This window comes from Allobosea sp. TBD101 (genome assembly GCF_059817965.1).
In genome coordinates this window covers 1,549,689-1,567,073 of the sequence record NZ_CM187543.1, presented here as the reverse complement: position 1 = coordinate 1,567,073, position 17,385 = coordinate 1,549,689, and the positions used below count along the sequence as shown (strand labels likewise).

The following is a 17,385-nucleotide window of genomic DNA, read 5'->3' as shown; positions in this document are numbered from 1 at the left end:
CGCCCTTTTGGTTTAATGCGGCGCCGCGTCAGCGCGCCTCCAGCACCAGTTCGAAGGTCATCAGCACTGGGTTGTCGCCGCGCTTCAACCGCCCGCTCGCCAGCGCGCCACTATAGTCGACCAGCGCGACATCGATTGCCGCCTCGAATCCGCCGGCACCGGCCTCGACCCGCCCCTGCGTGATCGCGACCTCCGTCGCGAAATTCTCGACCACGCCGCCATCGACGAACCGCGCCCCGATGGTCGAGCCGACGCCGCCATGGATCACCGCCTCGCGGATGCCACGCTCGGCGCAGAACGCTTCCAGCGCCCCGCAGAAATCGACATTAGGCTTCACGCGAAGCGCGAAGAACCGCCCTGCTCCGGCGCCACCCGACGCCGCCGTCACCGGCCCGAACAGCTTGAAATGCGTCTCGCTATCCGGTTCGGCCGCGAACACCGCACCATCGAGCCCGACTGCCTGCAGCGTGATCGTCTCCGCGACGGTCGTCTCATCCGGCAGGATATGGCCGCCGCTGCGCTTGCCATCACCCTCCACCCACAGCGCATGGGCATGGAAAAACGGCGCCCCGTCGCGCTGGCCGAAGGTCATCGCGCCGACTTCGATCCGCGCCCCGCCCTCGGGCCGATACGTATCGCTATAGAAGGCGGCATGCTCGGGCGTCTTCGACAGCGCCGGCATCACATAGGCGAAGGGCGCGAGCCTGAGACCGTCAAGCTTCACCACGCCGGAGACGAAACCCTCGGCCGCGAAGCCGCTCCTCACTGCCTCCAGCAGTGGCACGCCAGCGGGCAGCGTCAGCGAAAAAGCACGCCCGCTGCATTCCACCCACTGGATGCGCTCGGGCGTGCCGGTGCCCGGCTGCTGGATGCGCCTCACGACGCCTTCCCCTTCAGGAAATCGAGCTCGCCGCGCTTCTCCAGCTCGTCCTTGACGAGGCGCTTCGGCACCTTGCCATAGCCGGATTTCGGCAGGGCATCCCAGAACAGGAAGCGCTTGGGCATCTTGTAGCGAGCGATCTTGGGGCCGAGGAAATCGGCGATCTCGGCTTCCGTCGCGTTCTGGCCCGGCCGGTTGACGCAGACCGCGATGCCGATCTCGCCCCAGACCGGATCGGGCACGCCGAGCACGGCCACCTCCGCGATCGCGGGATGGGTCAGGATCTTCTCCTCGATCTCACGCGGATAGATATTCGAGCCGCCGGAGATGTACATGTCCGAGGCCCGGCCGGTGATGTAGACGAAGCCCTGTTCGTCCATATGGCCGAGATCGCCGGTGCGGAACCAGCCGTTGCGGAAGGATTTCGCATTGGCTTCGGGGTTGTCGTAATAGCCGGCGAAGACGGCCGGCCCGATCACGCAGATCTCGCCCTGAACGCCCGGTTCGACCTCTTTGCCCTCATCGTCCTGGATCTGCACCTGCATGCCGGTGCGCTCGAAACCGCAGGTGCCGATGCGGGCATTCGGCCCATCCTCGGCCTCGTGCAGGGCCGGCGGCAGCACGGTGATGTTGCCGGTGACCTCGCCGAGCCCGAAATACTGCACGATCACCTTGCCGAGCTTTTTCAGCGCCGCCTTCTGGTCCTCGCGATACATCGGCGCGCCCGCATAGATGATGTAGCGCAGGCTGGAGTGATCGTGCTGGTCGGCGGCGGGATGCTCGACCAGCATCTTCAGAATCGTCGGCACGGTGAAGATGTTGCTGACGCGGTGCTTCGCGATCAGGCGGTAGGCCTCGTCGATATCGAAGCGCTCGGTCGGCAGCAGGATCGAGGTCGCGCCCCGCGCCGAGATCATGAGCTGATGCACGCCCGCGCCATGCGAGAGCGGCGCCACCACCAGCGAAGCGTCCTTCTCCGTCGAGCCCGGCACGAGATCGCAGAGATGATTGGTGATGACGAAGCCCATCTGGCCGTGGGTCAGCACCGCGGCCTTCGAGCGCCCGGTCGTGCCGGAGGTGAAGAAGAACCAGCAGGGATCGTCATGCTCGACTGCCGCGTTCTCGACCTTTTCGCCACGATGGCGCGCGATCACTGCGCCGACTTCGTCCTCGCCGAACGCGCCTGAGCCGATCCGCCAGATGAAATCCGGCGCCGGGCTCGCAGCCGCGACCGCCGCCGCATGCTCCGGGAAATCGCCATGGCACAGGAAGCCCTTCGCGCCCGAGGCCGTCGCGAGATAGGCGACCTCGTCCGGCAGCAGGCGGAAATTGGTGGGCACCCAGACGGCGCCAAGCCGGAAGGTCGCGAACATCGAGACGAACATCGCGTCGCAGTTCTTGGAATGGACGAGCAGCCGATCGCCCTTGCCGATGCCGCGCGCCTTCAAACCTGCGGCCAGCGCCGAAACCTGTGCATCGATCTCGGCCCAGTCGAGCGCCTTCTCGCCCCAGATGAAGGCGGGATGCGCGGGCAAGCGTCGCGCATTCTGCGTCGCTATATGGGCGAGGTTCATCACGCGCCGGGTCATCGGCACGACGCCCCCGGCCGGGGTTGTGGTTGCAGAGCTCATTTTGCGGCTCTCCCTGTCTCGATAGGTCGCGGGGCGGCAGGCACGGTCGGCCGCGCAGCCCCTTTTGATACGAACATCTGCTTGAGCAGCGCTTCCAACCGCTCGGCCTCGCGAGCCAATGGCACCGCAACCTCCGCCTGCCGGGCGGTCGTCATCCGGCTGTCGATCGCGGCGATCGACAGGGCACCCGCCACCCGCCCGTCCGGATAGCGGAAGGCGCGGCCGATGCCCCATGAGCTGGCCACGAGCCGGCCGGGATTGAGCGAAAAGCCCCGCTCGCGCGTCGCTGCGATATCGGTCCGCAAAGCCTCCGGCGCGAAACCCGGATAGCGCGCCAGCAATGCAACCTCGTTGGCTGCGATCACCCGGTCCACATCGTCGTCCGGCAGTGCCGCCAGCATGGCGAGCGAGCCGGCGCCGACGCCGAGCGGATGCTGGTCGCCGGCCTGCAAGGCATGAGTGCGAACCGGATAGGTCCCCTCCTCCCGATGCAGGCAGATCGCATAGTTCTCGCGCCGAACGGTCAGGAAGCTCGTGTCCTGCGTCTCCGCCGAGAGCCGTCGCAGGCCGTCCATCGCGATCTCCAGCAGGCCGTGGCGACGCGCCGCCAGCACGCCGAGCACGAAGGCCTCTTCACCGAGGCAATAGCGCCGCGTCAGCGGCTCCTGCTCGACGAGCCCCGCCCGCATCAACGCCAGCAGCAGACGCCGCGTCGTCGGCTTGTTGAGGCCGCTGCCGGAGACGATCTCGCCAAGCGGCATGCCTTCGGCCGGCTCACGCCCGATCAGCGAGAGCAGCCCCAGAGCGCGGTCGACGCTCTGCGAGCCGGACAACCCGGCCTCGGCCATGGAATTCTGCGGCAAGCGCGCCTCCAGATGGTCCATGATATGGACCTTATTCTTATCTCCCAACCGTAGATGGGCGCTTTGCGGATTGCAATGCCGCCCCCCTCGTGTAATCTGCGCCCCGTCCCGCTGCCCCGCTATTCACAGTGTGGACCGCAATCGACGCCGACGACACCACAAGATCGGCGCGAAGGGAGGAACGGAACGATGGCCCTCGAGGCATCCCTCATGACGGGCGTGCTGCGCCCGGCGACCGGCATCTGAGGCCGCCGCATGGTCGATGTCGTCGATACGCTGCATATCCCCGAGAACCTGAGCGAGAACGAGGGCGCGCGCCCCGGCTCCGCGATCATGCGCCCGGTCGAGATCGTCGCTGCGGCCCTCGTCGCCTTCATCATCGGCGTGCTGCTGCTCGGCGTGATCTCGCGCTACGTCTTCTCGCTGCCCTTCGTCTGGGTCGACGAGGTCGCCTCGATATCCTTCATCTGGCTTGCCATGCTCGGCGCCGCCATCGCCGTCGACCGCAACGAACATCTGCGCCTGACGCTCTTCGTCGGCATGATGCCCCCGCGCCTACGCGAATTCGTCGAGACGCTGGCATTGCTGGCCGTTGCCGCCTTCCTGGCGGCGATGGTCTACCCGGCCATCGATTACGCGGTGGAAGAGAGCTACGTCACTTCGGCCGCGCTCAACATTCCCGTCAGCTGGCGAGTCTCGGCCATCGCCGTCGGCATCGTGCTGATGCTGCTTTTGACGATCCGCTATGCCTTCAAGACCGGACGCCTGGCGGACATCGCCGCATCGGTGCTGGTCATCGGCGGGCTCGGCCTCGCCTTCTGGCTGCTCGGGCCGACGCTGAAGACCCTCGGCTACTACAACATCCTGATCTTCCTGGTCTGCGTCGTCGCCGCCTGCCTCATCGCGGGCGTTCCGATCGCCTTCTGCTTCGGGCTGGGCACGCTCGCCTTCCTCGCCTTCTCGACCAATGTCCCGATGATCGTGATGATCGGGCGCATGGACGAGGGCATGTCGAGCCTCATCCTGCTCTCCGTGCCGATCTTCGTGCTCCTCGGCTGCATCCTCGACGCCACCGGCATGGGCAAGGCGATCGTCGACTTCCTCGCATCCCTGCTCGGCCATGTCCGCGCCGGCATGTCCTATGTCCTGCTCGGCTCGCTCTATTTGGTCTCAGGCATTTCGGGCTCCAAGGTCTCGGACATGGCGACGGTCGCCCCCGCGCTCTTCCCGGAGATGAAGCGCCGCGGCTACAAGCCCAAGGACCTGATCGCACTGCTCTCCACCGGCGCCGCCATGGCTGACACGGTGCCGCCCTCGATCGTCCTGATCGTGCTGGGCTCCGTCGCCGGCGTCTCGATCGCGGGCCTGTTCAACGCGGGCTTCGTCATCGCCGGCGTCCTGCTCGTCGCGCTCGCAGGCCTCGCCCGCTGGAAGGCGGCGGCGGAAGACATGAAAGGCGTGCGCCGCGCCCCGCTTGCGGTGATCGGCAAGGTGGCGCTCGTCGCGGCGCCGGCCCTCGTCCTGCCCTTCATCATCCGTGCCGCCGTCGGCGGCGGCGTCGCCACCGCAACCGAGGTCTCGACCATCGCGGTGCTCTACGCGCTCGTCATCGGCATCGTGCTCTATGGCGGCATCAGCCTGCGCAAGTTCTACCAGATGCTGGTCGAGACGGCGGCGCTTTCGGGCGCGATCCTGGTCATTCTCGGCACGGCGCTCGCCATGGCCTGGGCGCTGACCCAGACCGGCTTCGCCCGCGATCTCGCCGTCTTCATGGCGAACCTGCCCGGCGGCTGGCTCACCTTCATGGCGGTCACCATCGTTGTCTTCATGATCCTGGGCTGCGTGCTGGAAGGCCTGCCGGCGATCGTGCTGATGGCACCGCTGATGTTCCCGATCGCCAAGAATCTCGGCATCAACGACGTGCATTATTCGATGGTCGTGGTCACCGCGATGAATATCGGCCTGATGGCGCCGCCGATCGGCATCGGCTTCTACATCGCCTGCAAGATCGGCAACGTCTCGCCGGACGAGGCGATGGGCGCGATCTGGCCCTATCTCATCGCCCTGATCGTCGGCCTCATCGTCATCGCCCTCGTGCCCGGCCTCTCGACCTGGGTGCTGTGAAGCTCACAACAAGAAAAAACCAGACAATCCCCGAGGAGAAACGCTCATGACCATTTCGCGCCGCACACTGCTCCAGGCCTCGGCCGCCGCCTCCGCCATCGGCACCTTCCATATCGGCCGCGCCAATGCCCAGGCCGCCGAGTTCACCTATAAATACGCCAACAACCTGCCCGTCGCGCACCCGATGAACGCCCGCGCCAACGAGGCGGTGGCCAAGATCAAGGAAGAGACCAAGGGCCGGGTCGACATCCAGATCTTCCCGAACAACCAGCTCGGCTCCGACACCGACATGCTGAGCCAGGTCCGCTCCGGCGGCGTCGAGTTCTTCACGCTCTCGCCGCTGATCCTGTCGACGCTCGTCGCCAACGCCTCGCTCTCGGGCATCGGCTTCGCCTTCCCGAACTACGACGCCGTCTGGAAGGCGATGGACGGCGAGCTCGGCGCCTATGTCCGCGGCCAGATCAACAAGGCCAATCTCGTCGTCATGGACAAGATCTGGGATAACGGCTTCCGCCAGATCACCTCGTCCAAGGGCCCGGTCAACACGCCGGATGACCTCAAGGGCTTCAAGATCCGCGTGCCGGTCTCGCCGCTCTGGACCTCGATGTTCACCGCCTTCCAGTCGGCCCCGGCCTCGATCAACTTCGCCGAGGTCTACACCGCACTGCAGACCAAGGTCGTCGACGGCCAGGAGAACCCGCTCGCGATCATCGCGACGGCCAAGCTCTTCGAAGTCCAGAAGTACCTCTCTCTGACCAACCATATGTGGGACGGCTTCTGGTTCCTGGCCAACCGCCGCGCCTGGGAGCGTCTGCCGGAAGACCTGCGCGCCATCGTCGCCAAGAACATCAACGCCGCAGCCCTGTTGGAGCGCGCGGATGTCGCCAAGCTCAATGCCGGCCTGCAGGGCGAGCTCGTCTCGAAGGGCATGGTCGTCAACGAGACCAAGGCCGACGCCTTCCGCGACATGCTGCGCAAGGCCGGCTTCTACGCCGAGTGGAAGAAGAAGTACGGCGACGAGGCCTGGGCGATCCTGGAGAAGGCCGTCGGCAGCTCGCTGAGCTGATCCTCGCCAACCATACGCGCGGGTCATCCCGGGCGTAGCGAAGCGCAGACCCGGGATCCATGCCGGAACAGTTCAGGCATGGATCCCGGATCGGCGCGGCTTCGCCGCTTGTCCGGGATGACTCGCGGATATTTCTGACATCGAGAGACCGATCACCATGGCCGACCGGCTGAAGGGCAAGATCGCCATCGTCTTCGGCGCCGGCTCCTCCGGCCCCGGCTGGGGCAATGGCAAGGCTGCGGCCGTCGCCTTTGCCCGCGAGGGTGCCGGCGTCGCCTGCATCGACCTCAACCGCGATGCTGCCGAAGAGACTGCCGCAATCATTGCGGGTGAAGGCGGGAACGCGCTGGCACTCCCCGGTAATGTCACGGACCTCGCCTCGGTCGAGGCTTGCGTCGCGGAAGCCGCCCGGCATTTTGGTCGCATCGACATCCTCCACAACAATGTCGGCGTCACCCATATGGGCGGCCCGGTCGAGCTTTCCGAGGAGCAGTTCAATGCCTCGCTCCAGCTCAATCTCGGCTCGGTCTATCGCTGCGCCAAGGCGGTCATCCCGGAGATGCTGAAAGGCGGCGGCGGCGCCATCGTCAACATTTCCTCGCTCGCCGCCATCCGCTGGACCGGCTATCCCTACTTCGCCTACTACGCCACCAAGGCAGCGGTGAACCAGGCGACGGTCGCGCTCGCGATGCAGTATGCGAGGCAGGGTATCCGCGCGAACTGCATCATGCCCGGCCTGATCGACACGCCGTTGATCTATCGGCAGATCTCCTCGCAATACGCCTCGGTCGAAGAGATGGTCGCCGCCCGCGACGCACAGGTGCCGATGGGCAAGATGGGCACCGCCTGGGACATCGCCAACGCGGCCGTTTTCCTCGCCTCCGACGAGGCGAAGTTCATCACAGGCGTCTGCCTGCCGGTCGATGGCGGCCAGAGCTGCTCGGCCGCGCCACTGGGCTAGCCCAGCATCGAGCGTTCATTCCTTCCATGGAACGCTTGCTCCATTTCCGCTTCGCTGCCAGAACTGTCCGCAAGAGGGACGGCAACGGGAATCCTTGAATGAGCGAAACCGCCGTTGCGGAGCTGCCGCGCGATTTCGACGAGTTGCGCGCATCGATCCTCGCCCAGCGCGAGAGCCTGCCCAAGCGTATCGCCCAGATCGCGGCCTATGCTCTCGACAACCCTGACGAGATCGCTTTCGGCACCGCGGCCAGCATCGCGGTCTCGGCCGGCGTCCAGCCGTCCACGCTGATCCGCTTCGCCCAGCATCTCGGCTTCGACGGCTTCACCAGCCTGCAGGGCGTCTTCCGTGAACGCCTGCGCGAGCGCAATTCCAGCTATGAGGAACGCCTCAACACGCTGCGCGTCGGTGACGGCACCGCGGCTGGCAACCACCACATCCTCGACGGCTTCCTGACCGCCTCGCGCAAGTCGCTGGATGTGATGAGCCGCACCCTCGACGAGGCGACGCTCGACCGCGCGATCGATGTGCTCGCCCGCGCCGAGACGATCTATATCCTCGCCCGGCGCCGCTCCTATCCCGTGGCGAGCTATCTCGCCTATGCGCTCGGCAAGCTCGAGGTCCGCAACCAGATGATCGAATCCGCCGCCGGGCTCGATCCCGAGATGATCTCCTTCGCTACCCCGAGGGACGCCGCGATCATCATCAGCTTTTCGCCCTATGCGCCTGCCACCATCGAAGACGCGCGCGGCCTCGCCGAACGCGGCGTGCCGCTGGTTGCCATCACCGACAGCGCCTTTTCGCCGCTGGCCAGCTTTGCGAAACTCTGGTTCGAGGTCGCCGAGGCGGATTTCGGCGGCTTCCGTACGCTGGCCTCGACCATGGCCCTGTCGATGGCGCTCGCCGTCGGCGTCGGCGAGGCACGCCGGGGCGGGCGCGGCAAAAGCAGGCGTGGCGGAGCCATCTAAAACTTTAGGAACAGACATTCCGCATTGACGAAATACTGGAATTATTATTTCATTCCCGCCACCGGAGCCGCTCGGCTTCGATGACCATCGCTGCCGGGAGGAAGACATGGCGGGACCGCTCGGCGGATCGGCGCAGGCGCTCGACGTCATCACCATCGGCCGTGCCTCGGTCGATCTCTACGGCCAGCAGATCGGCTCGCGGCTGGAGGATGTCACCTCCTTCGCCAAATCGGTCGGCGGTTGCCCGGCCAATATCGCGATCGGCACCGCCCGGCTCGGCCTGCGCTCGGCCCTGCTGACCCGCGTCGGCAACGAGCAGTTCGGCCGCTTCCTGCGCGAACAGCTCGCCCGCGAAGGCGTCAATCTCGACGGCCTCAAGACCGATCCCGAGCGCCTGACCGCGCTCGCCATCCTCTCGGTCGAGAGCGACAAGTCCTTCCCGCTGCTGTTCTACCGCGAGAACTGCGCCGACATGGCGCTTGAAGAAGGCGATATCGACCCCGCCTTCATCGCCAAGGCCCGCGCCGTCGTCGTCACCGGCACACATTTCGCCCGGCCCGGCCCGGAGTCCGCCCAGCGCAAGGCGATGAAGCTGATGCGCGGGAACGGCGGCAAGGTCGTGCTCGACATCGACTATCGTCCCAATCTCTGGGGCCTTGCCGGCCATGATGCCGGCGACAACCGCTACATCGCCTCGCAGGCGGTCTCCGAGCGGATGAAGACGGTCCTGCCCGGCTGCGACCTCATCATCGGCACGGAAGAAGAAGTGCTGATCGCCTCCGGCGAGAGCGAATTGCTGCCGGCGCTGAAGACGATCCGCTCGCTGACCCCGGCGACCATCGTGCTCAAGCGCGGCCCGATGGGCTGCATCGTCTATGAGGGCGCGATTCCCGACGACCTCGAGGACGGCATCGTCGGCAAGGGCTTCCCGATCGAGGTCTACAATGTGCTTGGCGCCGGCGACGCCTTCATGTCCGGCTTCCTGCGTGGCTGGCTCGGCGGCGAGAGCCTCGCGACCGCCGCGACCTGGGCCAATGCCTGCGGCGCCTTCGCCGTCTCGCGCCTGCTTTGCTCGCCGGAAAGCCCGACCTTCGAGGAGCTGCAATATTTCCTCAGGAACGGCAGCCCGCACCGCGCCCTGCGCAAGGACGCGGACATCAACCACATCCATTGGGCGACGACGCGCCGCCGCGACATCCCTTCGCTGATGGCGCTCGCCTGCGATCATCGCTCTCAGCTGGAAGACCTCTCCGCGAAGCTCGGCGCCGAGCCCGCCCGCATCCGCGACTTCAAGGTGCTGGCGGTCAAGGCCGCCGCCCGCGTCGCCGATGGCCGCCCCGGCTACGGCATGCTGCTCGACGAGAAGCATGGCCGCGAGGCGATGTTCGAGTTCGCCCGCCATCCCTTCGCCTGGCTCGGCCGCCCGGTCGAGTTACCGGGCTCGCGTCCGCTGCGCTTCGAGACGAGTCAGGACATCGGCTCGCTCCTGCCGGAATGGCCGGTCGATCACTGCATCAAGGCACTCTGCTTCTATCACCCGGACGATCCGGAAGAGCTGAAGCGCGAGCAGCAGGAGAAGCTGCGCGGCCTGTTCGAGGCGGCACGCAAGGTCGGCCGCGAATTGCTGATCGAGATCATCGCCAGCAAGAACGGCTCACTCGGCGCCGACACGATTTCGCGGGCGCTGGAGGAAATCTACGCGCTCGGCATCAAGCCCGACTGGTGGAAGCTGGAGCCGCAATCCTCCCCCGCCGCCTGGGCAGCGATCGAGAAAACCATCGCGAAGCATGATCCGTGGTGCCGCGGCGTCCTGCTGCTCGGGCTCGACGCCCCGGCCGAGGAGCTGGAGGCTGGCTTCGCCGCCACAGCCGCCGCCCCGATCGTCAAGGGCTTTGCCGTCGGCCGCACCATCTTCATGAGCGCGGCCGAAGGCTGGCTCTCGGGCAAGCTCGACGACGAGGCCGCGATCGCCGACATGGCCAAGCGCTTCGAAGCGCTGACCGGCCTCTGGCTCACCACGCGCGGCCGCAAGGCGGCGTAGATCGTGTCCGGCCGGAAACCACCTTTGTCATTCCGGGGCGCGCCGCAGGCGCGAACCCGGAACCCACGACCGGGTGAGACATCCCATGTCCGGTTGCAGGCAGCTCACCCGGTCGTGGGTTCCGGGTTCTTCGCTCCGCGAAGCCCCGGAATGACAAGCGTCTCGCTTCGCTCGCCCGGGATGACATCGTCACTTGTTGCAAAGAGTCGGAAGCTGCGATGACTGCCACCGTCCGCCTCACCATGGCGCAGGCGCTGACGCGCTATCTCAGCCGCCAGATGACCGAGATCGACGGGCAGCGCCTGCCGATCTTCGGCGGCGTCTGGGCGATCTTCGGCCATGGCAATGTCGCCGGCCTCGGCGAGGCGCTCTGGCACGAGCGCGAGCACCTGCCGACCTTCCGCGCCCATAACGAGCAGGCCATGGCCCATGCGGCAATCGCCTATGCCAAGGCGAACATGCGCCGCCGCTTCATGGCCGCGACGACCTCGATCGGCCCCGGCGCAACCAATCTCGTCACGGCCGCAGCGCTCGCCCATGTCAACCGCCTGCCGGTGCTGCTGCTGCCCGGCGATGTCTTCGCCAACCGCATTCCCGACCCGGTGCTCCAGCAGGTCGAGGCTTTCGGCGACGGCACGGTCTCGGCCAATGACTGCTTCCGGCCGGTCTCGCGCTATTTCGACCGCATCACCAGGCCCGAGCAGATCATCCCGGCGCTGACCCGAGCCATGCAGGTGCTGACCGACCCGGCCGAATGCGGCCCGGTCACGCTCGCGCTCTGCCAGGATGTGCAGGCCGAGGCCTATGACTATCCCGAGAGCTTCTTCACCGAGCGCCTCTGGACGCCGCGCCGTCCCCGCTCCGACCGCGGTGAGCTGAAGGCCGCGGCCGAGGCAATCAAGGCAGCGAAGAAGCCGCTGATCGTCGCCGGTGGCGGCGTGCTCTATTCCGGTGCCAGCGACGAGCTCGCCCGCTTCTCGGCGGAAACCGGCATTCCCGTCTGCGAGACCCAAGGTGGCAAGTCCGCCCTGCCCGACGACAACGCGCTCAACATGGCCGCCGTGGGTGTCACCGGCACGGAGGCTGCTAACCGCCTCGCCGCCGAGGCCGACCTCGTTCTCGCCGTCGGCACCCGCCTGCAGGATTTCACCACCGGCTCCTGGGCGCTGTTCGGCGCCGCCCAGAAGACGATCATCGGCCTCAACGTTCAGTCCTTCGATGCCGGCAAGCACCGCGCTCTGCCGGTGGTCGCCGACGCTCGCGAGGGTCTGGCCGAGCTGGCCGAGGCTGTCAGTGGTTGGAAGACTCCCGAGAGCTGGACCAGCAATGCCAAGGCCAGCAAGGCCGAATGGCTGAAGGAAGCCGGCAAGGCGACCGCCGCCAGCAATGCCGCTCTGCCCTCGGATGCGCAGGTCATCGGCGCGGTCCAGCGCACGCTGGGCTCGGACGTCATCCTGCTCCATGCGGCCGGCGGCCTGCCCGGCGAATTGCACAAGCTCTGGCAGGCCGGCGCGCCCGGCTCCTACCATGCCGAATACGGCTTCTCCTGCATGGGTTACGAGATCGCCGGCGGCCTCGGCGCCAAGATGGCCCGGCCCGACAAGGAGGTCGTCGTCATGGTCGGCGACGGCTCCTACCTGATGCTCAATTCCGAGATTGCGACCTCGGTGATGCTCGGCCTGAAGCTCTCCATCGTCCTGCTCGACAATCGCGGCTATGGCTGCATCAACCGCCTGCAGATGGCCACCGGCAGCCAGAGCTTCAACAACCTGCTCAGGGACACCCGGCACGAGACGCTGCCGGAGATCGACTTCGTCCAGCACGCGGCCAGCATGGGCGCGCTCGCTATCAAGGCAGCCTCTATTGCAGAGCTGGAGACGGCGCTGGCGCAGGCCAAGGCCAACACCCGCACGACGGTCGTCGTCATCGACACCGACCCGCTGATCTCGACCGGTGCCGGCGGCGCCTGGTGGGATGTCGCGGTGCCCGAGGTGAGCGAGCGCGAGCAGGTCCGCACCGCGCGCGCGAATTACGACGAACGACGCAAGCGTCAGACCATCGGCAACTGAAGCCGTTCCCATAGGCAAGAAAGACCCAACATATGATCCGCATCGGCGCGAACCCCATCGGCTGGTCGAATGACGACATGCTGGAGATCGGCGGTGACATCCCGCTCGAAACCTGCCTGAAGGAGGCCCGTGAGGCCGGCTTCACCGGCATGGAGCTTGGCAACAAGTTTCCGCGCGAAGCCGGCAAGCTGAAGCCGATCCTCGAAGCCCATGGCCACGCGCTGGTCTCCGGCTGGTACTCGACCGAACTGCTGGTCCGCGACGTCGCCGCCGAGATGGAGGCCGTGAAGGCCCATGCGACGCTGCTCCGCGACATGGGATGCTCGGTGCTGATCGCGGCCGAGACCTCGAACGCCATCCATTCCGACATTGCCAAGCCGCTCTCGGCCCGCCCCGTGCTGCCGAAGAACCGCTGGGACGATTTCGGCACGCGCTACTCCAATTTCGCCGAGGCCGTGAAGGCCGAATACGGCCTCCAGCTCGTCTATCACCATCACATGGGCACGGTGGTGCAGACCGAGGCCGAGATCGACCGGTTCATGGGCGTCACCAGCCCGGCCGTCGGCCTGCTGCTCGATACCGGCCACGCCACCTGGGGCGGCGGCGACCCGGCCCGCATCATCAGACACTGGAAGGCCCGCATCCATCACGTCCATTGCAAGGATATCCGCGAGGCCGTGATGTGGCGTTCCAACCGCGAGGACTGGTCCTTCCTCGAATCCGTGCTCGCCGGCGTTTACACCGTGCCGGGCGACGGCCTGATCGACTATGTCCGCGTGCTCAAGGAATTGCAGGGCTATTCCGGCTGGATCGTCGTCGAGGCCGAGCAGGACCCGAAGAAGGCGGAGCCCGCGACCTATGCCAAGCTCGGCCACGCCAATCTCGCCCGCTTCATCAAGGAAGCCGGGTTGGCTTGATCGCCATACGGATAGGAAACAGCCGATGTCCCATCTCAAGGTCCGCCCCGCCGGCACGCATGGCCGCGTCACTCATGTCACGCCGGAAAGCGCCGGCTGGACCTATGTCGGCTTCGACCTGCACCGCCTGAAGCCGGGCGAAACCGTCGCGGCCAAGACCGGCACCCGCGAGACCTGCCTCGTCTTCGTCACCGGCAAGGGCAAGGTCACGGCCGGTGGCGAGGCGCTCGGCGAACTCGGCCAGCGGATGAGCCCTTTCGAGGGCAAGCCCTGGTCGGTTTATCTGCCGGAGGGTTCCGACTGGTCGGTCGCCGCCACGACCGATCTGGAACTCGCGGTCTGCACGGCACCCGGCCTCAAGGGCGGCCTGCCAGTCCGCGTCATCAGCCCGGACGATCTCGGCCAGGAGATCCGCGGCAAGGGCTCGAACACCCGCCACGTCACCAACATCCTGCCCGAGAACGAGCCGGCGGATTCGCTGCTCGTCGTCGAGGTCATCACGCCCGCCGGCAATACGTCGAGCTACCCGCCACACAAGCACGACCGGGACGACCTGCCGCGCGAATCCCATCTGGAAGAGACCTACTACCACCGCCTCAACCCGCCGCAGGGCTTCGGCTTCCAGCGCGTCTATACCGACGACCGCAGCCTGGACGAAGCCATGGCGATCGAGGACGGCGATGTCGTGCTGGTGCCCAAGGGCTATCACCCCTGCGCCACCTGCCACGGCTACGACCTCTATTACCTCAACGTCATGGCCGGTCCGAAGCGGACCTGGAAGTTCCACAACGCCGCCGAGCATGAGTGGTTGCTGAAGGGCTGATCGCCCCCCGGAAAGCAGGCTGAGGCGCGGTGAAGCCGCGCCTCAGGGCGTGCACTTGTAGACGGTGCCCTTGGTGTCGGGGCCCTTCCACTTGATGTCGGCCGCCGTGGCGAGAACATGGGTGCCGCCCTTCTCAGCCCCGGCAATCTTCAGGCGCGCCACCACCGAATCGCGCGTCTTGTCGAGCGGCATGATCGCATGGGAACTGTCCTGTCCGTCGATCTCGCCCAGCTTAGTGCAATTCTCCACAACGCCCTTCGCGTCGGTCACGACGACGATGCTGCTGCGCGACGTGTGATAGGTGCAGGCCCCGAGCAGCAGGGCCGGCATGAGGAAGAAAAAGCGGGGCATCGTCGCGTCCGGGCTGGGCTGATCGGGTCTTCCGCGCATGTTCCGCCGCTTCGCTCCAAATGCAAGCCCGTGCCAGCGCGAAACCGCTCGGCCGCCCGGCTCGCCGCCGGCCGTTCGGCGGAAACGTCGCAAGTGCAGCGGAATTGTCGCGATTTGACGTTGCGAACTTTAACGCAAACCCTGCGTCATTCTTGACCTGCCGACGCGGCTGCTCTTAAGTCCGTTCAGGCCAATGGGAGGCTGAAAAGGGATAAACTATGCGTAGCATTCTGATTGTTGGCGCCATGGCCGCTCTCCTCGCCGGTTGCCAGACCGCGCAGGAGTCGATGGCCGACGCCGAAGTGACCTGCGAGGCCCAGGGCTTCCGCCCCGGCACCCGCGCCTATCAGCAGTGCCGCTCGGCGAACTATGTCGAGAACCGTCGCGCGTCGAACGAGGCCAGTTCTGCCGTCGCCGCCGGCGTGGCTGCCGGCGTTGTCGGCGGCGCGCTCATCGCCGCTGACAACCGCGCCTATTACGGCCGTGGGTACTACGGCCGCCGCGGCTACTGGTGGTGAGATAACGGGGGCCTCCTCCTCGGAAGGTACCCCTCCTGAAATATCGAAGCCCTGCGGTGCTCCGCGCCGCAGGGCTTCTTCGTTGGTCGAAAGCCTGTTCGGCCGAGGGTCAGCGCCGGGCTGCCCGCTTGCGTGCCGGCGCGGCAGCCGGCTCTCTGGCTGAAGCCGAACTCAACAGCGATCCGATCACATAAGCCGCGAGTCCAAGCCCGACGACGACCGCCATCGGCTCGCGCTCGGCGCGCTTGGTCAGCATGCGCCCGCCCCTGTCGGCATAGCCACGGACCATCGCCGCGTAGTCGCCGGCGCGATCGGCATAGTCATCCGCGACGTCACGATGCGAACGCAGCCAGCCGCTTCCCGACTTCAGGGCCCGGTGGCCGGCATCGGCCGCCTCGGAGCCGTAATCCTGCAGCCAGCCGCGCCAACGCCCGTAATCGGGCTGGTAACGCTCCCAGCCAGACGAAGGCTGGCTGCGCAGCATCGCCCAGGCGACCAGTCCAATGCCGGCCACACCCAAACCAAGCGCAGCAAGCGGATGGCGCTCCACGCTCTGCACGACCGCCTGCCCGCCTCCGCGGACGGTCTCCAGCGGCTCCGCCTCATCCCAGGCCTCTTTGGCCCGTTCGTAGTGATCCTTGACGGTCTCGCTGGCCTTGCCGGCGAATTCCGCCGCCTTGCCGCGCAGGCTGCTCACGCTGGCGCCAACGGCCTCACCAGCCTCGTCGGCAGCCTTCGGAACGTCGGGCGGGAAGCTGTTGCTGCTGATCGCCATGGCGGTCTCTCCGTTTCTGAAGGGGGACATGGCCAGAGAACGAAGCGGGCGCGCCCGGGTTCCCGCCCGCGACAAAACAACTGGGTCACGTTTCTTCACCTGTTCGGCCATGACCACGTCATGATTGGATGCGAGGCACTGTGGAACAGGGGCAATCAACGAGAAGGAGACGCGCATGCATGTTCAGCACCTCCAGATCGCTCACCCGTACGTTCTCTCCGATCCCGAATGGATCGCACTGGAGAGCATCGAGGAGGAGACCCGTCACTTCATCTTCGACGAGACGATGCTGCATTCCCTGCAGGATCGCGGCCTCGTCGAGTCGGACGGCACCATCTGGCGGGTCACGCAGACCGGCCAGAAGCGCCTGAACGACCGCGACTGAGGCGGACGAAAGCCGGGTGTTTCGGCGAAAGCGATGGAACATCAGGCCCGCCCGGTTGGCGGGCTTTTCCATGCGCGGTTTGGGCTGTTCAGAATGGGCTGCCGGGCCACAACCAGTACAGCAGCGCAGCCCCCACCCCGAACCAGATAGCCAGGACCGCGGCCATGCCGCCATAACTCCTGTGTTTGGCCCCGCCCGCCGCCATCGCCCGGTACTCTGCCATCAGCGGCTCCGGAATGAGCCTGATCACAAGCAGAATGCCGAGCGGCACGATGATCAGGTCGTCGAGATAGCCGAGGATCGGGATGAAATCCGGGATGAGGTCGATCGGGCTGAGCGCATAGGCTGCGACTGCGCTCGCCGCGAGCTTCGCGTACCAAGGCGTCCGGCTGTCGCGGGCCGCGATCCAGAGGGCGAGCACATCCCGCTTGAGCCCGCGCGCCCATTGCTTCGCTCGCTCCAGCAAGATGGCGGCCTTTCCGGGGTTCAATCGCGTGCCGCTTCGGATAACAGATATCGCCCGCGAGGTCTCATTATCCGGCGGCGCTGGCAAAACGCCCGCGCCATGGCCATATACCGGCCTCCCTCCCTTTCCGATGAGCTGACATGGGCAAGCCGGTTTCGATTACCATCTCGCATGAGCTCGGCCGGGCCGCCGCGCTGGCCCGCCTGCGCGGCGGCGTCGACAAGATCCGCGACCGGCTCGGCATGGTCCGGATGCAGCTCGTCGAGGAACGCTGGGAGGGCGACGCGCTGCATTTCGGCGTCGGAGCGCTCGGCCACACCGTCCACGGCCGCGTCGATATCGAGGACAGCCTCGTCCGCATCGAGGTGACGCTGCCCTGGATGCTGGCGGTCTTCGCCGAGAAGCTCAAGATCGGCGTCGAGAAGCAGGGCCAGATCCTGCTGGAGAAGCCGAAGGCGTGACCATATCGCCCGCCATTCCCGGCCGCCGGAATTTTCGGCAGCGAAAG

Annotated in this window: 17 protein-coding genes; 11 read left to right on the top strand and 6 right to left on the bottom strand. The window is 66.5% G+C overall.

Annotated elements, in window-relative coordinates:
• Window positions 1–28 precede the first annotated feature (28 nt).
• Genes AC6RIC_RS07320 through AC6RIC_RS07310 form a run of 3 tightly spaced genes read right to left on the bottom strand, consistent with a single transcriptional unit; the run spans window position 29 to window position 3,359 of the window.
• Complete coding sequence (locus tag AC6RIC_RS07320; protein WP_499735670.1) at window positions 29–880, bottom strand: PCC domain-containing protein; 852 nt, start codon at window positions 878–880, stop codon at window positions 29–31.
• The gene (locus AC6RIC_RS07315; RefSeq protein ID WP_499735669.1) at window positions 877–2,511 is read right to left on the bottom strand and encodes an acyl-CoA synthetase; all 1,635 of its coding nucleotides are present in this window, start codon (window positions 2,509–2,511) and stop codon (window positions 877–879) included. Before AC6RIC_RS07315 ends, AC6RIC_RS07320 begins: the two co-directional genes overlap by 4 nt.
• Entirely contained in the window at window positions 2,508–3,359 is an 852-nt protein-coding gene (locus AC6RIC_RS07310) for an IclR family transcriptional regulator (protein ID WP_499736567.1), read from the bottom strand. Before AC6RIC_RS07310 ends, AC6RIC_RS07315 begins: the two co-directional genes overlap by 4 nt.
• A gap of 270 nt (window positions 3,360–3,629) precedes the next feature.
• On the opposite strand from AC6RIC_RS07310, the gene AC6RIC_RS07305 reads away from it, so the two are divergent.
• The 8 genes from AC6RIC_RS07305 (at window position 3,630) to iolB (ending at window position 14,343) form a co-directional block, all read left to right on the top strand.
• A complete protein-coding gene (locus tag AC6RIC_RS07305; RefSeq protein ID WP_499735668.1) occupies window positions 3,630–5,498 on the top strand; it encodes a TRAP transporter large permease in 1,869 nt (622 codons plus the stop codon).
• A gap of 46 nt (window positions 5,499–5,544) precedes the next feature.
• Window positions 5,545–6,564, top strand: coding sequence for a TRAP transporter substrate-binding protein (locus AC6RIC_RS07300; RefSeq protein WP_499735667.1), 1,020 nt, complete (start codon window positions 5,545–5,547; stop codon window positions 6,562–6,564).
• A 157-nt stretch (window positions 6,565–6,721) separates the two neighbouring features.
• Window positions 6,722–7,525, top strand: coding sequence for an SDR family NAD(P)-dependent oxidoreductase (locus AC6RIC_RS07295; protein WP_499735666.1), 804 nt, complete (start codon window positions 6,722–6,724; stop codon window positions 7,523–7,525).
• Between the two features lie 98 nt (window positions 7,526–7,623).
• Window positions 7,624–8,493 (top strand): MurR/RpiR family transcriptional regulator, encoded by an 870-nt coding sequence (locus AC6RIC_RS07290; RefSeq protein ID WP_454655728.1) that lies wholly within the window; start codon window positions 7,624–7,626, stop codon window positions 8,491–8,493.
• 106 nt (window positions 8,494–8,599) lie between these two features.
• A complete protein-coding gene (locus AC6RIC_RS07285; RefSeq protein ID WP_499735665.1) occupies window positions 8,600–10,534 on the top strand; it encodes a bifunctional 5-dehydro-2-deoxygluconokinase/5-dehydro-2-deoxyphosphogluconate aldolase in 1,935 nt (644 codons plus the stop codon).
• A gap of 218 nt (window positions 10,535–10,752) precedes the next feature.
• A complete protein-coding gene (gene iolD, locus AC6RIC_RS07280; protein WP_499735664.1) occupies window positions 10,753–12,603 on the top strand; it encodes a 3D-(3,5/4)-trihydroxycyclohexane-1,2-dione acylhydrolase (decyclizing) in 1,851 nt (616 codons plus the stop codon).
• A gap of 32 nt (window positions 12,604–12,635) precedes the next feature.
• Window positions 12,636–13,520 carry a myo-inosose-2 dehydratase gene (iolE, locus tag AC6RIC_RS07275; RefSeq protein WP_499735663.1) on the top strand — a complete coding sequence of 295 codons (885 nt, stop codon included), beginning with the start codon at window positions 12,636–12,638 and terminating at the stop codon, window positions 13,518–13,520.
• A gap of 25 nt (window positions 13,521–13,545) precedes the next feature.
• A complete protein-coding gene (gene iolB, locus AC6RIC_RS07270; RefSeq protein WP_499735662.1) occupies window positions 13,546–14,343 on the top strand; it encodes a 5-deoxy-glucuronate isomerase in 798 nt (265 codons plus the stop codon).
• Between the two features lie 42 nt (window positions 14,344–14,385).
• Here the strand turns inward: iolB and AC6RIC_RS07265 are convergent, their stop codons facing one another.
• Window positions 14,386–14,694, bottom strand: a complete 309-nt coding sequence (locus AC6RIC_RS07265) for a hypothetical protein (protein ID WP_499735661.1) — start codon at window positions 14,692–14,694, stop codon at window positions 14,386–14,388.
• Window positions 14,695–14,951: 257 nt separating this feature from the next.
• Here AC6RIC_RS07265 and AC6RIC_RS07260 point away from each other — a divergent pair, with 257 nt between their 5' ends.
• Window positions 14,952–15,251 carry a hypothetical protein gene (locus AC6RIC_RS07260; protein ID WP_499735660.1) on the top strand — a complete coding sequence of 100 codons (300 nt, stop codon included), beginning with the start codon at window positions 14,952–14,954 and terminating at the stop codon, window positions 15,249–15,251.
• A gap of 109 nt (window positions 15,252–15,360) precedes the next feature.
• Here AC6RIC_RS07260 and AC6RIC_RS07255 read toward each other — a convergent pair whose 3' ends face one another.
• The gene (locus AC6RIC_RS07255; protein ID WP_499735659.1) at window positions 15,361–16,203 is read right to left on the bottom strand and encodes a hypothetical protein; all 843 of its coding nucleotides are present in this window, start codon (window positions 16,201–16,203) and stop codon (window positions 15,361–15,363) included.
• Here AC6RIC_RS07255 and AC6RIC_RS07250 point away from each other — a divergent pair.
• Window positions 16,202–16,411, top strand: a complete 210-nt coding sequence (locus AC6RIC_RS07250; protein WP_454655720.1) for a hypothetical protein — start codon at window positions 16,202–16,204, stop codon at window positions 16,409–16,411. The genes AC6RIC_RS07255 and AC6RIC_RS07250 overlap by 2 nt on opposite strands.
• 88 nt (window positions 16,412–16,499) lie before the next feature.
• On the opposite strand, the gene AC6RIC_RS07245 is transcribed toward AC6RIC_RS07250, so the two are convergent.
• Window positions 16,500–16,880, bottom strand: coding sequence for a YkvA family protein (locus AC6RIC_RS07245; RefSeq protein WP_499736566.1), 381 nt, complete (start codon window positions 16,878–16,880; stop codon window positions 16,500–16,502).
• A 137-nt stretch (window positions 16,881–17,017) separates the two neighbouring features.
• Here AC6RIC_RS07245 and AC6RIC_RS07240 point away from each other — a divergent pair, with 137 nt between their 5' ends.
• Window positions 17,018–17,338 (top strand): polyhydroxyalkanoic acid system family protein, encoded by a 321-nt coding sequence (locus AC6RIC_RS07240; protein WP_499735658.1) that lies wholly within the window; start codon window positions 17,018–17,020, stop codon window positions 17,336–17,338.
• The last annotated feature ends 47 nt before the right edge of the window (window positions 17,339–17,385 follow it).

What these genes read in the sequence shown, in the direction of transcription:
- AC6RIC_RS07290 (WP_454655728.1), top strand. Translation starts at nt 7,624, where the DNA reads ATGAGCGAAACCGCCGTTGCGGAGCTGCCGCGCGATTTCGACGAGTTG.
- AC6RIC_RS07310 (WP_499736567.1), bottom strand. Translation starts at nt 3,359, where the DNA reads ATGGCCGAGGCCGGGTTGTCCGGCTCGCAGAGCGTCGACCGCGCTCTG.
- AC6RIC_RS07295 (WP_499735666.1), top strand. Translation starts at nt 6,722, where the DNA reads ATGGCCGACCGGCTGAAGGGCAAGATCGCCATCGTCTTCGGCGCCGGC.
- AC6RIC_RS07285 (WP_499735665.1), top strand. Translation starts at nt 8,600, where the DNA reads ATGGCGGGACCGCTCGGCGGATCGGCGCAGGCGCTCGACGTCATCACC.
- AC6RIC_RS07265 (WP_499735661.1), bottom strand. Translation starts at nt 14,694, where the DNA reads ATGCCCCGCTTTTTCTTCCTCATGCCGGCCCTGCTGCTCGGGGCCTGC.
- iolB (WP_499735662.1), top strand. Translation starts at nt 13,546, where the DNA reads ATGTCCCATCTCAAGGTCCGCCCCGCCGGCACGCATGGCCGCGTCACT.
- AC6RIC_RS07250 (WP_454655720.1), top strand. Translation starts at nt 16,202, where the DNA reads ATGCATGTTCAGCACCTCCAGATCGCTCACCCGTACGTTCTCTCCGAT.
- AC6RIC_RS07300 (WP_499735667.1), top strand. Translation starts at nt 5,545, where the DNA reads ATGACCATTTCGCGCCGCACACTGCTCCAGGCCTCGGCCGCCGCCTCC.
- AC6RIC_RS07255 (WP_499735659.1), bottom strand. Translation starts at nt 16,203, where the DNA reads ATGCGCGTCTCCTTCTCGTTGATTGCCCCTGTTCCACAGTGCCTCGCA.
- AC6RIC_RS07240 (WP_499735658.1), top strand. Translation starts at nt 17,018, where the DNA reads ATGGGCAAGCCGGTTTCGATTACCATCTCGCATGAGCTCGGCCGGGCC.
- iolD (WP_499735664.1), top strand. Translation starts at nt 10,753, where the DNA reads ATGACTGCCACCGTCCGCCTCACCATGGCGCAGGCGCTGACGCGCTAT.
- AC6RIC_RS07305 (WP_499735668.1), top strand. Translation starts at nt 3,630, where the DNA reads ATGGTCGATGTCGTCGATACGCTGCATATCCCCGAGAACCTGAGCGAG.
- AC6RIC_RS07260 (WP_499735660.1), top strand. Translation starts at nt 14,952, where the DNA reads ATGCGTAGCATTCTGATTGTTGGCGCCATGGCCGCTCTCCTCGCCGGT.
- AC6RIC_RS07315 (WP_499735669.1), bottom strand. Translation starts at nt 2,511, where the DNA reads ATGAGCTCTGCAACCACAACCCCGGCCGGGGGCGTCGTGCCGATGACC.
- iolE (WP_499735663.1), top strand. Translation starts at nt 12,636, where the DNA reads ATGATCCGCATCGGCGCGAACCCCATCGGCTGGTCGAATGACGACATG.